General features: G+C 43.5%; 12 protein-coding genes. 3 read left to right on the top strand and 9 right to left on the bottom strand.

Annotation, left to right across the window (positions count from 1 at the left end; translation table 11 throughout):
- The first annotated feature begins 6 nt into the window (after positions 1-6).
- Complete coding sequence (locus tag P2W71_RS11935; RefSeq protein WP_276371209.1) at positions 7-2064, top strand: plastocyanin/azurin family copper-binding protein; 2058 nt, start codon at positions 7-9, stop codon at positions 2062-2064.
- Between the two features lie 84 nt (positions 2065-2148).
- Here the strand turns inward: P2W71_RS11935 and P2W71_RS11930 are convergent, their stop codons facing one another.
- Positions 2149-3186 (bottom strand): glycerophosphodiester phosphodiesterase family protein, encoded by a 1038-nt coding sequence (locus tag P2W71_RS11930; RefSeq protein WP_276371206.1) that lies wholly within the window; start codon positions 3184-3186, stop codon positions 2149-2151.
- Positions 3187-3400: 214 nt separating this feature from the next.
- Here P2W71_RS11930 and P2W71_RS11925 point away from each other — a divergent pair, with 214 nt between their 5' ends.
- Positions 3401-3727, top strand: coding sequence for a cupin domain-containing protein (locus tag P2W71_RS11925; protein WP_276371203.1), 327 nt, complete (start codon positions 3401-3403; stop codon positions 3725-3727).
- A gap of 50 nt (positions 3728-3777) precedes the next feature.
- On the top strand, positions 3778-4236 hold the full coding sequence (locus P2W71_RS11920; protein ID WP_276371201.1) for a hemerythrin domain-containing protein: 459 nt from the start codon (positions 3778-3780) through the stop codon (positions 4234-4236).
- 31 nt (positions 4237-4267) lie between these two features.
- Here the strand turns inward: P2W71_RS11920 and P2W71_RS11915 are convergent, their stop codons facing one another.
- The 8 genes from P2W71_RS11915 to P2W71_RS11880 all read right to left on the bottom strand — a co-directional run bounded on the left by P2W71_RS11915 (position 4268) and on the right by P2W71_RS11880 (position 14663).
- The gene (locus tag P2W71_RS11915) at positions 4268-4729 is read right to left on the bottom strand and encodes an SRPBCC family protein (protein ID WP_276371199.1); all 462 of its coding nucleotides are present in this window, start codon (positions 4727-4729) and stop codon (positions 4268-4270) included.
- 175 nt (positions 4730-4904) lie between these two features.
- The gene (locus tag P2W71_RS11910; protein WP_276371197.1) at positions 4905-5264 is read right to left on the bottom strand and encodes a hypothetical protein; all 360 of its coding nucleotides are present in this window, start codon (positions 5262-5264) and stop codon (positions 4905-4907) included.
- 127 nt (positions 5265-5391) lie between these two features.
- Complete coding sequence (locus P2W71_RS11905; protein WP_276371195.1) at positions 5392-7098, bottom strand: GMC family oxidoreductase; 1707 nt, start codon at positions 7096-7098, stop codon at positions 5392-5394.
- A gap of 191 nt (positions 7099-7289) precedes the next feature.
- Complete coding sequence (locus tag P2W71_RS11900; RefSeq protein ID WP_276371193.1) at positions 7290-8345, bottom strand: formimidoylglutamase; 1056 nt, start codon at positions 8343-8345, stop codon at positions 7290-7292.
- Positions 8346-8474: 129 nt separating this feature from the next.
- Complete coding sequence (hutI, locus tag P2W71_RS11895) at positions 8475-9716, bottom strand: imidazolonepropionase (RefSeq protein WP_276371191.1); 1242 nt, start codon at positions 9714-9716, stop codon at positions 8475-8477.
- On the bottom strand, positions 9716-11395 hold the full coding sequence (hutU, locus tag P2W71_RS11890) for a urocanate hydratase (RefSeq protein WP_276371189.1): 1680 nt from the start codon (positions 11393-11395) through the stop codon (positions 9716-9718). The genes hutI and hutU overlap by 1 nt, the downstream gene beginning before the upstream one ends.
- A 358-nt stretch (positions 11396-11753) precedes the next feature.
- Entirely contained in the window at positions 11754-12860 is a 1107-nt protein-coding gene (locus P2W71_RS11885) for a phosphatidylinositol-specific phospholipase C1-like protein (protein WP_276371187.1), read from the bottom strand.
- Between the two features lie 117 nt (positions 12861-12977).
- A complete protein-coding gene (locus P2W71_RS11880; protein WP_276371185.1) occupies positions 12978-14663 on the bottom strand; it encodes a RagB/SusD family nutrient uptake outer membrane protein in 1686 nt (561 codons plus the stop codon).
- Between the last annotated feature and the right edge of the window lie 15 nt (positions 14664-14678).

Here is a 14678-nt window from a genome sequence, read left to right as displayed (position 1 = left end):
ACTAACATGAAAGTCAATACACCATTTCACCAAGGAAAACGCAGTCTCACCATAGCCGCGCTCCTGATTATAATTTCTTTTGCTTTGGCCGTCGCGCAAGAAGATCAAAACAAGAAACCCACGGCCATTGAAAAAGAGGAGGACTACTATCGTTTGTTCTCATTACCCGTACCTGAACACATTATACTTGAAGTGGGTGGCCTTGCTACATTGCCAGACGGTGGGATAGCTGTCTGCACAAGGAGAGGCGAAGTATGGATCATTTCAAATCCCTATGTCAAGGGCTTTGAAAGACCCATCTTTAAGCGTTTCGCGCACGGCTTGCATGAACCGCTTGGACTTGCTGTGAAAGATGGTGATATCTATGTGACGCAACGCGCTGAGTTAACCCGCTTGCGCGACACCGATAAAGACGGCATCGCAGACTCGTACGACAAAATTTATACATGGCCATTGTCGGGAAACTACCATGAATACTCTTATGGTCCATTGTTCCTACCGAATGGAAATATGTTAGTAACATTAAACTTGGGCTGGAGTAACTCCCTGGGACATGGTGTTAGTCTTGTTCCATGGCGAGGATGGCTGTTGGAAATTACGCCCGACGGACAAATGACGCCGGTAGCAGCGGGCTTACGATCACCAGCCGGATACGGGTTTAATGCAGTAGGCGATATTTTTTACACAGAAAATCAGGGTGATTGGGTAGGCTCAGGCAGAATGACGCATTTAGAAAAAGGGGACTTTGCTGGAAATGCAGAAAGTCTTAAATGGTCAAGTCTTCCGGGTTCTCCTGTAAAATTAAAACCGCAAGATGTTCCAAGTACAGGCAGACCGTTGTTTGATATCTCGAAAGAAGTTAAAGGCATAAAACCCCCTGCGGTTTGGCTGCCCCATGGCATTTTCGGGATCTCTACGTCAGGATTTGTATTTGACAGTACAATGGGAAGATTCGGTCCATTTGAGAATCAGTTGCTTGTAGGAGATCAGGGACAAAGCAAAATCATGCGTGTAGCTCTTGAAAAAGTAAAAGGTCAATATCAAGGTGCAGTCTTTGGATTCCGCGAAGGGTTTTCTTCGGGTATATTGAGGTTGGCGTGGGGCAATGACGGCTCTCTCTTTGTCGGGATGACAAGTCGAGGCTGGTCTTCAACCGGACAGCAACTGTACAGCTTACAACGTTTAGCCTGGACGGGAAAGTTGCCATTTGAAATGAAAACAGTACGGGCGATGCCTGATGGCTTTGAAATTGAATACACCATGCCCGTAGACAAAACACTTGCCAGCGATCCTCAATCCTATAAGGTGACTGGCTTTAACTATAAGTACCACGCTTCCTATGGTAGCCCTGTGATCAATTCCAAGGCGTGCCCTATCCGTGGTGTTGTGGTTTCGGAAGATGGATTAAAAGCCCGTCTTGTTGTTGATAGCTTACGCTTGGGATACATCCACGAGATTACAGCAGATGGTGTAAAGACGGCTAATGGAAAAACGCTTCTACACGCGACAGGATACTACACGTTGAACGCAATTCCCGACGGAGATAAGTTAAACATAACCTTTACACCCAAACATGATCATGCGGCGATGACCTCTTCAGCCAAGAAGCCGACAACGTCGAAATCAACCACGCCGACAGCAGCCAAGTCGTTGGCGAAACGTGTTACCAAAAAACCGGCTTCCTGGGGTGCTCCTGATTATACGATCAACGTCGGAACTAAGCCTGGACTCAAATTCACCCCCGAACAATTCCAGGTCAAGGCTGGAAGCAAGGTGCAAATTACATTCACCAACAATGACGACATGCTTCACAACCTGGTGGTTGTAATTCCAGGAAGCGCCATTCAGGTTGGAGAAACGGCCATGAAATTAGGTTTGGAAGGCCAGGAGAAAAATTACATACCTGAAACGCCGAAAGTATTGCACCACACCAATCTTCTTGAACCACATAGCAGTGAAAGCATTTACTTCATTGCTCCTGATAAACCCGGCGACTATACCTATGTATGCACCATTCCAGGTCATTTTTATTCCATGCAGGGGATAATGAAGGTGGTAAAGTAAAGAATGCATAACGGTTGGTATAATGAGGTCATCTTGACTTGATTTTACCCATCGTATCGTTTGAAATATTTTCTTTCTTGAAATTTATTTCACGATGGATAGCAGTAACTCCGGCTCATTCGTTGTGATGAAGTCTACATTTTTTTCAAGAAGTTCTTCCATCATTGCTTTCTCGTTGACCGTCCAGACGTTGATAGTTAGTTTATTGCTTTTGGCATCCTGCACCCAGGATGGGTTCTTTTGAAGAACATTGTAGTGATAATCGAGGCCAAAGAAATTATCCGACGCAAGTTCGGCCGGGGTTTTATCGCCATTCAAATAAGCCACCTTTGCATAAGGTGCAAGCTTCATTACTTCCTTGCATACATCGTAATCGAAACTGATGTAATCGACCCATGCCTGCGCCTTAAGCTTTTCAACCAACGCCACAATTTTACGTGTGGCGGCAATGGAGTTTTCTTTACCAAGCTCAGAAGGTTTTATTTCAAGAATGAGCTTTGTTTTACTTTGCATCATCCCGGCTTTCAAATAATCCTCCAGCGTTGGTAAAGGTTCGCCATTGGCAAGTTTCAACTTCAACAATTCTTCAGCACTTGTTTTTGCGATAGATACACCTTGAACAGAAGGGTCATGGTTGATGACGGGAAGGGAATCTGCAGACATTCGCACGTCAAATTCACTTCCTTCACAACCAAGCCTGACAGCATGATTCAAAGCCGCTATTGAATTCTCGGGCGCTCCTGTATTCTTCCATGCACCACGGTGGGCAATCACCTTGTTCCTAATAAAATTATCATTCATTATTCTGAATTGTTTTGAAACCACACCTAAAGAACCACTTACTTTTAGTGTAATTTCATACCATTGCTTCTTGTCTTTCAGTTTGCTGCTGTTAACCGACAGCCGATACGACTTATCAATTCTAAAGCCTCCCTTATCTTCTCCTTCAATCTTTACAGACACGATCTCTCCGGATCTCCATTTAACAAAGCCTATTACAGATTGTCCCTTCATCATTGTATAGTTGGTGAGATACACGTCGCCGGAACTGAAATGTTGTGCATTACAATGCATGCTTACAACGAGGAAGTAGTGTACAAAAAAAATAAATATCTTATTCATAAATAGTCTTCTAAGTTAAGTACCAAATAACTACTGGCTTGAATCAGTGAATTAACTGACTAATATCATATTTAAGGTGACTCAAACATCAGACCTTGCACCAAATTACTAAAGCGTGACGAATATATTGTCGAAATTAAGTCTACGCAAATTATAAGCTGCGCATAAGTACGCATGTGCAGTGTGTTATTAAAAAATCATTAACAATTACATCATGAATATTGAGAGTAAAACTTCTGCGGCATTTGTACCAACCGAAAGCATCAAATACGCTGATAACGCGGTTGTAAGCAAAACCATCGTTAAAAAACCAACTGGCAACATTACTTTGTTTGCGTTTGACAAAGGAGAAGGATTGTCTGAACATAGTTCACCTCATGAAGCAATCGCTCAGATTTTAGATGGCAAAGCCGAAATCATTATTGGCGGAAATGCTAACCACCTTGAAGCTGGCCAGTGTATCATCTTACCATCAAATATTCCACACGCACTGAAAGCGACTGAGAAATTTAAAATGATGCTGATCATGATAAAAAGTTAACTTAACAATTCTCGCTACATCATTGTCTTTATACGTTTAACGAAACCATCATGCACAAACCAATTAAGCGTCATGACTCTTTAAAGCCAGTCAGCAGAGATCACCACCATGGGCTTTTGTTTTGCTGGAAAATCAGAGAAGGCTTTAAACGAAAAATTCAACCCGATCGGATCAGAAATTACGCCGATTGGTTTTGGGAAACTCACCTGACACCTCATTTTGCAATCGAAGAGCATCACGTGTTTCCAGTGCTGGGCAATAACCATGAGTTAGTAAAAAAGGCCCTCGCGGAACACAGAAGACTCAAGCGTTTATTCGAATCCGAAACGGAAGATGCAGTGGCCCTTGGCTTAATCGAAGAAGAACTAGAAAAACATATCCGTTTTGAGGAACGGCAGTTGTTTAATGAAATTCAGGAGGTGGCTACGCCGGAGCAACTTGCTGAAATTGAAAAACACCACAACGAGCCTGCTGCTGGCGAAAACTGGCAGGATGAATTTTGGAAATAGAATTTTACTATATTGAATAAAAAGGCATGCCTTAGGGACCTTCGCTATATCTCCCAAATCTTTTTTCCAACGCGATCGTTCTGTATTCAAAAATATTTTGCAGCTGCCCTTTTATGATAAGTGTATTTGCTATTGCGCCAAAAAATCCGAATGGTGGCTGATACGTCACGATATCCGTCATCAGTGTACCTTTTGCAATAGGTTCTATTTTGTGCTGATGATGCCACATGGCGTATGGCCCAATGCGTTGCTCATCAACAAAATATTCCAAATCCTTGACATGGGTAATCTCGGTCATCCAGTTTAAGCGTATTCCCAACAACGGACTCACTTTATAGGTAATGATCATTCCGGGATACATCTTTTCACTACCCATACCGTTGGTTACCTCGAAGCCCATATGGACAGGTGTGATTTCCTTGAGGTTAACCGGCGAAGAAATAAAATCCCATACCTCCGACACAGAAGCGGGCAATTTTTGGGTTTTGATCATTTGATAAAATGGCATCCGCTCCGATCTTAAAAGATGTTCTAAAAACTGAGATTGACAGTCTTCATAGTAATGCACCGACAAAGTTCACTAGCAATAAATGTCATTACTTCACTAAATAGCATTAGTTTCAAACGGCAAGGTCTGAATTATTTTTTTGAGCGTCTACCAACAGATATCATCTGTTATTTGCGGCTAATCCGTATTTGTTTTTCAGGAACACAGCTATCTCCTTTTCAAGTTCTTTAAGTTTCGACACCGTCGATACCCCAACAAAAAACGGCAACAGAATAGCCAATTCAGTCCAGACCATAAAAGGCATAAAATAGGCAAAGGGAGGCGGAGGTGCTCCTTGAATTGTTATTTCATTTTCATGAATCGAAATTTGTGCTCCCACGGAATTGGATTTGCTTACGATAATACTTTTGTTCTTGCCCAGGCCATAAAGCTCACAGGAATAAGCAGCCGGCAACTCTTGTTTCAAAATTTTGATAAGATCATTTGTAGGCGGGGGTATTTCTTTCGTTGAAATCCTCATGTTATGCAGTTTAACGTATTAGTTTTAAACGAAACCAAGATGGAAAAGTGTACCAAAATCAGCAGAATATATACAATTATTTCGTCATTAGGAAACTAAAAACAAGGTGCCCTAATAAGGCAGTATCCTAAAGGTTACCCTTCTTCATTTCATCGACGGCATGGTTGCCAGCACGTGCCGTAAATGCCATAAAAGTAAGCGATGGATTTTGCGTTCCCGTTGAAACCATGGCTGCGCCATCCGTGACAAAAACATTTTTACAATTATGAAACTGATTCCATTTATTCAACAAGGAAGTCTTCGGATCGTTACCCATTCGTACGCCGCCCATTTCGTGAATATCAAGTCCAGGTGCCTGGCCTGTGTCGTGGATGACTATATTTTTGCACCCGGCTTTTTCAAGCATTTCCTTTCCCTGTTGATGAAAATCCTGAAGAGATTTAACATCATTGTCGTCATAATCAATAGCCGTAGTGAGCAGCGGAATACCCCAAGTATCTTTTTTATCTACGCTTAGGTAAACATGATTTGATGCTTTAGGTATTGTTTCACCTTGCATCATCATAAAGATTTGCCACGCTCCCGGTTTCGTAACGCTGTCTTTCAGTTCTGCGCCGATACTTTTTTCATTTCTACTCCAACCTTGTCGTGCTGCAGTATAAAACACCATGTAGCCCCGTAAAAAATCAGTTTCCTGTTTATGAACATTCCTAAATGAAGGCATCATGATGGCGGTTGGTCGTCGCCCACTATAGTATTGATCTTCATAACCCTCGAATTCGCCATATACATTTCCGCGGTAATTATGAAAAGCAACATACTTGCCTAACAAACCATTGTCATTACCAAATCCATTTGGGAAACGCGAGGAGATCGAATTTAATAGAATGAGGTTACTGTTAAGACATGCCGCATTTACAAATATTATTTTGGCATAAAATTCTACTTCTTCTTTTGAGTTTGCGTCGATGATCCGGACACCTGTTGCCTTTCCTTTCTTTTCATCATAAATGATGGAATGAACAACGGCGTCTGTACGGATCGTTAGGTTGCCAGTCTTTGCTGCCCAGGGCAAAGTGGATGAGTTGCTGCTAAAATATCCGCCGTAAGGACAGCCGCGGTAACATAAATGTCTTGCCTGGCATTTTCCCCTTCCCTGCTGGAGATGTATGTCCTGAGGTTCCGTCAGGTGAGCACATCTTCCGATTACCGGATAACGGTCGGGGTAGTGCGTTTTTATTTTTTCCTGAATATGCTTTTCAACACAGTTCATTTCCCACGGCGGAAGTGATTCGCTATCTGGCAAGGTTTCTAACCCATCACGATTCCCACTGATACCAATAAATTTTTCAACGTGCGAATACCAAGGGGCCAATTCATTATAAGTAACTGGCCACGGTATTGCAAAGCCATCGCGCGCGGGAGCCTCGAAATCAAAATGACTCCAGCGCTGCGTTTGACGAGCCCATATCAACGATTTACCCCCTTCCTGATAGCCGCGAATCCAATCAAAAGGTTTTTCCTGGACATACGGATGTTCAGTATCTTTTACGAAAAAATGTTTTGTTGCATCTTCATACGCATAACACCGGCTAAGTATCGGATTGTCCTGGTGCTCCTTTGCAGTAAGCCTACCTCGGAGTTTAAAGTCCCATGGATCTAATGTTGCCGTAGGGTAATCATTGAGATGTTTTACAGGACGCCCTCGTTCAATGACGAGTGTTTTTAATCCGTGTTCACATAATTCTTTTGCTGCCCAACCGCCTGTAATACCAGAGCCAATAACAATGGCATCGAAGGTATTTTTTGCTTTCGCCTCACCGTGTACGTTCATGCCATTAAATTAGAATTAAAACAGCAGAGACGCAATTAGGCTCCGTCAAATATGAAATGAAAATTGCAGGAAAAAGATGCTGTGTGTTGCAATTAAATCAGCTGGCGACGCTCATGGTATGTTGGTGAATAAATCAGCTCATACCGGTTGCGTGTTATGAATTCTCAGTCGCGAACGTAAAGAAACTGCAATTACTTTGTTGAAAGCGCCTTGATGAAATGACTTACCAGATAGCCAATCAATTTTCCGGTAAGGCCCCCGTCATTAGAAGCTATTCCTTCGCATATATGCAGATAAGCCACTTTGCAATTTCTGGCCATGTAATCAATATATTGAAGAGCTTCCCGGGATTCCACGCCGCAGGGTGTAACAGCGCTTGAAGGGAAATACGAAAGGCTGTCGAGATCCAATTCTATACCGGTGAAATAGTCATTGGTCACAAACTTTCCAGCCTCCTCCAACACTTCGGCCCAGGTTTTTTTTTGCCGGATAAAAATATCCTCATAGGTTATGAAAGCCATGTCTTTTATGTCAGCTACTTCGTTTAAAATATGCTGAGAAGTATAATTTTCATGAAGACTCAAAACAAAATAGTTTTTCAAAAAGCCTTCCTGCTTTGCATACCTGAATCCATTTCCACTGTGTCTTCCTTCTACAGCCCGATAATCCATATGTGCGTCCAGGTTGACACAGTTAATACCTTGTGAATACAAAGGTTCGGTTGATACCAACGCGGTGGCTGTACCTTTAATTAGCGGATAACAGTTGTTATGTCCTCCCCCTATCACGATAGGGATTTTTCGATGCATAACGATCAATCGGACTAATTCCTCTACGGCGGCGTCTATAATTTTTACTGCATCCCGATATTCCTTGACTTTTGCTTCCGGAGAGATCGGCTGTTTTTCTATTCTATGTTTTAATTCATCGAACGAGAGATGTCCGATCACAGCAATAGTTTCAGCTCGCGTAAAATTATTTGATTGAATATTTAAAAACGAAAGTAAAAACGAACGCCACGCTGTTGCTGTTCCACCGTTTCCACAATTAGCCAGGACCCCAATGTCTTCGGCAATTCCAATTACGATGAATGATGCAGGCGTTCTATCAAGAAATGCCGGCAACGACTCTTCGGCGGGAATGGCTACAACTTCACCAAGTTTCTGTTCTCCTGCTCTGCGGCGAATAAACGGATCGATGTCTGATTGTTTATACTGGTGAAAGAAAGAGGTTATGGTCTGTAGCATCTTTCAATTTAAATCCGTAGCACACAGGGGGCAACGAAATCATTCACTTTTTTTGTTAATGGTTCCACGGTAAATAAGGATACGTGCCATCGAAATGTTGTTGGATACGAATCAGCCCGCTAGTAATAACTAGACAAACCCGCCATTAAGCATTACCTGATCAATCCAATTTTCACCAAAAGAATAGGGTAAGTATGCAATTGAGTTAACAGGGGCCGTAATAATAAGATTAGCCCTTTTACCTCGGCGAATACTTCCAACTTCATTCTGCAATTCCATTGCGAAGGCACCGTTGATTGTGGCGGCGTTGATAGCTTCCTCAGGCAGCATCCTCATCTTTATACAGCCCATGGCCACCACAAGGTTCATGTTTCCACTTGGTGATGATCCAGGATTATAATCGGATGCCAACGCTACAGCTGCACCAGTATCAATCAACTTTCTAGCAAGCGGATATTGCATCCGTAAAAAAAAAGCTGCATTCGGCAACATTGTTCCTATTGTTGTGGCGTTGCTTAGCGCTTGAATTGCATGATCATCTAAACTTTCAAGATGATCTACAGAAAGAGCGTTCACAGCTACACCGGCCTGCACGCCACCAGAACAATGTAGTTGATTGGCATGCAGCTTTGGCTTGAGGCCATATTGCTTCGCCGCCTGACAAATCTGGACGGTCTCTATGGGCGAAAAAAAACCTTCTTCACAAAAGACATCCACGTAATCCGCTAATTTTTCTTCAGCAATCCGCGGAAGCATTTCGTCAATGATAAGTCTTATATACCCTTGATGGTCGTTCTTGAATTGTAAAGGGTAGGTATGCGCGCCTAAGAAAGTTGCTTTAACAAGCACGTTTGACTTTTCTTTCAGCTTCTTAATCACCCGCAACATTTTCAATTCCCCTTGAGTTGACAAACCATAGCCACTTTTTATTTCAACTGCCCCGGTACCCATCTTGCTGATTTGTTCCAGTCTTTTCCAGGCTGCCTGGAATAATTCATCTTCACTGGCATCCTTTAGCTTTGCAGCCGAATTCAAGATACCGCCACCTTTGGCAGCAATCTGTGCGTAACTCAATCCTTTTATCTTGTCTACAAATTCCTCTTCGCGCGATGCTGCAAATACCAGATGCGTATGGCTATCGCACCACGCCGGCAACACCAGCCTTCCCGTTAGGTCTATAGCATCACATCCCGCGGGTAATGTCTTTGACATAGCATCCATCGGACCATAATCAATAATTCTCCCGTCCTCCACCAACAGCCATGCTTTTGAAATGATAGGAAGCGCCGCTAGAGCATTGCCGCGCAGCAAGACATCATCCTCGCGCACGTTTACCAATTGGTCAATATTTTTTAATAAGGTTGCGCGCATTATTTCAACCGCTCATTTAAATCCAGACCCTGTTCTTTCGCAGTCTCCATAGCAACTTCGTAGCCGGCGTCTGCATGACGGATAACTCCCATACCTGGGTCGTTGCGCAGCACCCTGCTTAATCTTTTTGCAGCTGCATCAGTACCATCGGCCACGATGACCATACCGGCGTGAATACTATAACCCATACCTACACCACCACCATGATGGAGACTTACCCAGCTCGCCCCGCCAGCAGTGTTTACCAACGCATTGAGTATGGGCCAATCGGCAACGGCATCACTTCCATCCTTCATACCTTCCGTTTCCCGGTTAGGGGATGCGACCGACCCTGTATCCAAGTGGTCCCTACCGATTACAAGCGGAGCCTTAACCTTACCCGTTTTTACCAATTCATTAAATGCCAGTCCCGCCTTTTCTCTTTCACCCTGACCAAGCCAGCAAATGCGCGCTGGTAAACCCTGAAACTGAATGCGCTCTTTAGCCAGTTTCAACCAACGCTGTAACCCTTTATTCTCAGGAAATAGATCTGCGATTACATCATCCGTAACGGCAATGTCGTTGGGGTCGCCACTTAGCGCGGCCCACCGGAATGGTCCTTTTCCTTCGCAAAAAAGCGGGCGGATATAAGCAGGCACAAAGCCAGGAAAATCAAAAGCGTTGGCTAAGCCTCTTTCTTTCGCCCGGGCCCGTATGTTGTTACCGTAGTCGAACGTAACGGCGCCCGATTTTTGGAGGGCTAACATTAACTCAACGTGTCGGCGCATGCTGTCATAACTTTGACGAAGATATTCAGATGGATTTTTCTTTCGCAGCAGATTTGCCTGTTCCACTGTAAGTGTATGCGGAACATAGCCATATAGGGGATCGTGGGCGGAGGTTTGATCCGTCAGTACATCTGGCGTTAACTTTTTGTCCGCCAGGCGCTGCAGAAGATCAACTGCGTTGCAAGCTACGCCGATGCTCAGAGCCTTACCTTTAGTTTTTGCTTGCCATGCGAGGTCAATCCCCTCATCAATATCTTCGACCATTAAATCAATGTACTGCGTCCACAACCTTTTATCTATACGCCATTTTTCTACCTCCGCCGCCAGGCACACCCCTTCATTCATTGTAATCGCCAGAGGCTGTGCGCCACCCATGCCACCGAGTCCGGCGGTTACACTGATCGTTCCTTTTAGACTTCCATTAAAATGCTTGTCTGCTACTGCACCAAAAGTTTCGTACGTTCCTTGTACAATGCCTTGCGAGCCAATATAGATCCAGCTTCCTGCTGTCATCTGACCAAACATCATAAGTCCTTTTTTTTCGAGCTCATCAAAATGTTCCCACGTGGCCCATTGCGGCACGAGCTGTGAGTTAGAAATCAAAACCCTTGGAGCATCCTCATGAGTTCGGAGTATCCCTACAGGTTTACCGCTCTGCACAAGCAGGGTTTCATTGTTCTCCAATTCCTTTAGTGATTTAATAATCAGATCCAGGCATTCAAAATTGCGGGCAGCTTTTCCCCGGCCACCGTACACAATCAGTTCGCCCGGCTTCTCCGCCACAGCCGGATCGAGATTATTCAAAAGCATGCGAAGTGCAGCTTCTTGCACCCAACCTTTGCAATGCAGCGTCGTCCCTGTAGGAGTTTGATATTTGGCAATATCATAGCCTCTTTGTGTAGCGATTGGCATAATGTTAAACCTTTAACGTGAAAACTATAAACGCACTATACGAATGAAATGACACGACAAAACTAAACCTATAAAAACCTTATCCTTAATTCCTATTTCACTTGCGGCTCCGCACTGAATTACTTTTTATAAAATCACGTACTTGGCTTGCTTTAGCATAATAAAGAATTCGGAAAAGATTATCTAATTTACTTTTAGCTAAGTAACAAAGATTGTGTTGGTTTGCTCTTGCAGGGACTAGGAAAACGATATTGCAATGTTAGGAACGAACAAATTCATCCGCGCCAATGACAATGTCGAATGTTACCTGACAAATCATCAGGGGTAAAACACGGGAGCGTTTATAAAGTTTATCTTATTATAACGGACATTTCACAGGCGCTATCAGTGGATTACAGGTCTGATATTTTCCGTTACTTAGTGAAACTTGAAATTTGCCTGAGGGACTAAGACGGTCAAGATAGTAGTCAGTACTAATAACCTGCGCACCGGATGCAATAGCAGCCTCAAGTCTTGACAAGTCACCCGTCCTGGCTTCTTTCGTATCTGCATCAGCACGTGTACGAACCATAAATCCGGCTTTTACTTTTTGCTTAATATCTTCTTGCTGTTCTTTCGGATCATTCATGATAAAAAAAGCTGCTAACGGATGATTTTCATCTTCTATGTTGGGAAACATCGGCTTCCCCTTAATTGAATTTTCAATGTACATGTTGGTAATCGCCGCGCCGGCATCCAAAACAAAAAGTATTTTCCCCTTAACTTTATCGAGCGTCGGCCAACCCGATGATAATATGGCTTCCCGCAATGTGGGAAATTCACCCTGTACCAAATCCGGTGTAATGAGATCGGCTGATGAGAATACAGATAATATTTCCTGATCCAGGCTGTCCAGCACATTTTTGGTAAACGGCAATACCGGTGTTGAACCAGGCTCCTTCAATCCGGAATTTTTAGGATTAATAGTAATGATGATGGGAACATGGTTTGGATTTAAATCAGACCACTCCTTCACCTCTGTCAGGCAACTTATGAACGTGAGACAATGACTACGAAAATCTATATCCGGCACATGAAGGACTTTCAGCCCTGGCGCGGACAGTTGATTTAATGTATCAAATGGTTTTGGGGTTATACCTTTCTCCAAAAGCAACTTGATGCCTACCGGCGCCTTGTAGCGCCCACCTTGAGGGTCATGCAATGCATCGATTTCCAGGCTCCTTAAACCCAAGTCAAGTTGTTCCTTAATAGGGATATGAAAATAATCCAGCCCGATTGTACCAGAGTCTTTACCAAGTATAATTTCCATCAGTGGATCTTCAATTTCCCGTTTGTAGCTGTTATGACTACCAATAACCTGTAACTGGTTCATCGTGATTTCCTTTTCCTTCGGTGTTGAACAGGAAACGGCGAATAACATTGCCACCAGGAGTGTATGTAGAAAGGCAAAATATTTTGGAATCATCGTATTACTAAAGTTTTATTTCTTCGATTTCATTGTGTAGTGTAGCCCAAACGTAAAGCCAAGGCCCTTCCCCATTTACGAAGAAGGGCCAATAAGAAATGTGTGAGTTATATCCTTTTAATATCCTTGATTTTGAACAAGATATCCCGACATGAGCGACGCACCATCAATCGCATTCTGAGGAATCGGGAATAATCTTTTCAACTTATTGTTATCTGTCTTCTCCGTCCAGGTGTCCTCATACTTTCCAAACCGGATCATATCGGTGCGACGAAGCATTTCCCAATAGAATTCAAAACCTCGTTCCCGAAAAAGGATATCAAGATCCATTACTGTAAGCGCAGGAGGAGGAACTCCCCTTGCTGTCCTTGAGGCACGAACAATGTTTACGTCGTCCAGGGCGCCCGGTGCATCACCTTTACGAAGCTTTGCCTCAGCGCGCATCATGTAAACATCGGCGAGCCGAATGATGACAATATCAGCTTCGCCCTTATTTCTTCCCGTATCGGATTTCTTACTGAATTCATATTTTTCAACTCGGTATCCGGTGCTATAACCACTTCCTTCTGTAGTATAGTCAATTTCCCGTGTAAAGTTTACGAGTCGCGTTTTATTTGCTCTTGTGACATTACGCAATTTTCCAATCCGGTAACCAACACCATCATCACATCTAAGGAAAGGCTGTCCATGCGCAGTGGTAAGCAATCCATACTGTTGCCCTCTCAAAATTCCACGATTGATCTCGAAGTCCGCAGCGGCTATACATGAATCTGCTGGGATAATTAAGTTCTCTTTGAAGAACCTCGGATCAACAGAAGGGTCATCAGGTCCATATGCCGCTACCCAGCTATCATAGAAATCAGGCGTAATACCAGGACCATCTGTGCCATTCGCTCTCACAAATTCAGGTAGTGGAAACTGGTCGCCAGACAACGAAAAATAAGCAAGACGGTTATGCCCATTCAAATCCGCGCGCTGATCCACAGCAAAGATCAGTTCTTTGTTGTCATGATTTTCATCATCAAAAATTTCGAAATACTCTGGAGACAATTCATACAGTCCCAAGCCCAGAATTTTATTACTGTATTCGATAACTTTATCCATATCCTCCGTTGCAAAATTAAAATTGTCCGCATATGGATCTCGGTATACAGCTGCATTAAGATGCAGCCGTGAAAGTAAGCCCCAAACAGCGCCTTGAGTTATACGGCCGGGGCCGACAGTATTAATAACTTCGTTCTCAATGGCCAGCAGTTCGCTTTTAATGTATTCAACCGCATCGTTACCACGGAGGATTGTGGACGTCTCATTGGGATCATCTTTTACAAACACCAAACCGAAAAGGTCAAGGCTGAGCAAAGAATAATACGCTCTCAAGCCCCTTGCTTCCGCGAGATACACAGCCGCATTCTCACCTTCAGCAGATGAGAGCACGTTGATTGCCGTAACAGCTCTCGAAATCCCTTGTGTTATGGCATTCCATGCGTCATTAATGCGAACGTGAGAACTGGTGTAGGTGTGCCGGTGCATATCAATAAAAATACCATTATCGCCCCAATCGGTTCCTCCCCGGTAAGGTAGAATGGCTTCATCGGTAGAAATTTCCTGCAGTGTGAAATAATTGGTGTGTTGAAAAAATCCTGGTAACACGGCATATGCGGGTGCTAAGCTGCCATCCAAGACTTCGCTTGGAGACGCTCCACCAGTCAGGGATTCATCAAGAACTTCTTCTTCAAGGTCTGTGCAACCCTCTATTATCATCATGCCGAACAACAGCAGCAATAGAACTATTATCTTTTTCATATAGGTAAATCCCTT

Origin of the sequence: Chryseolinea sp. H1M3-3, from assembly GCF_029360725.1 — a bacterium.
Lineage (GTDB): Bacteria > Bacteroidota > Bacteroidia > Cytophagales > Cyclobacteriaceae > Chryseolinea.
The sequence above is the reverse complement of the archived record's forward strand: the minus strand, read 5'-3'. Positions and strand labels throughout refer to the sequence as shown.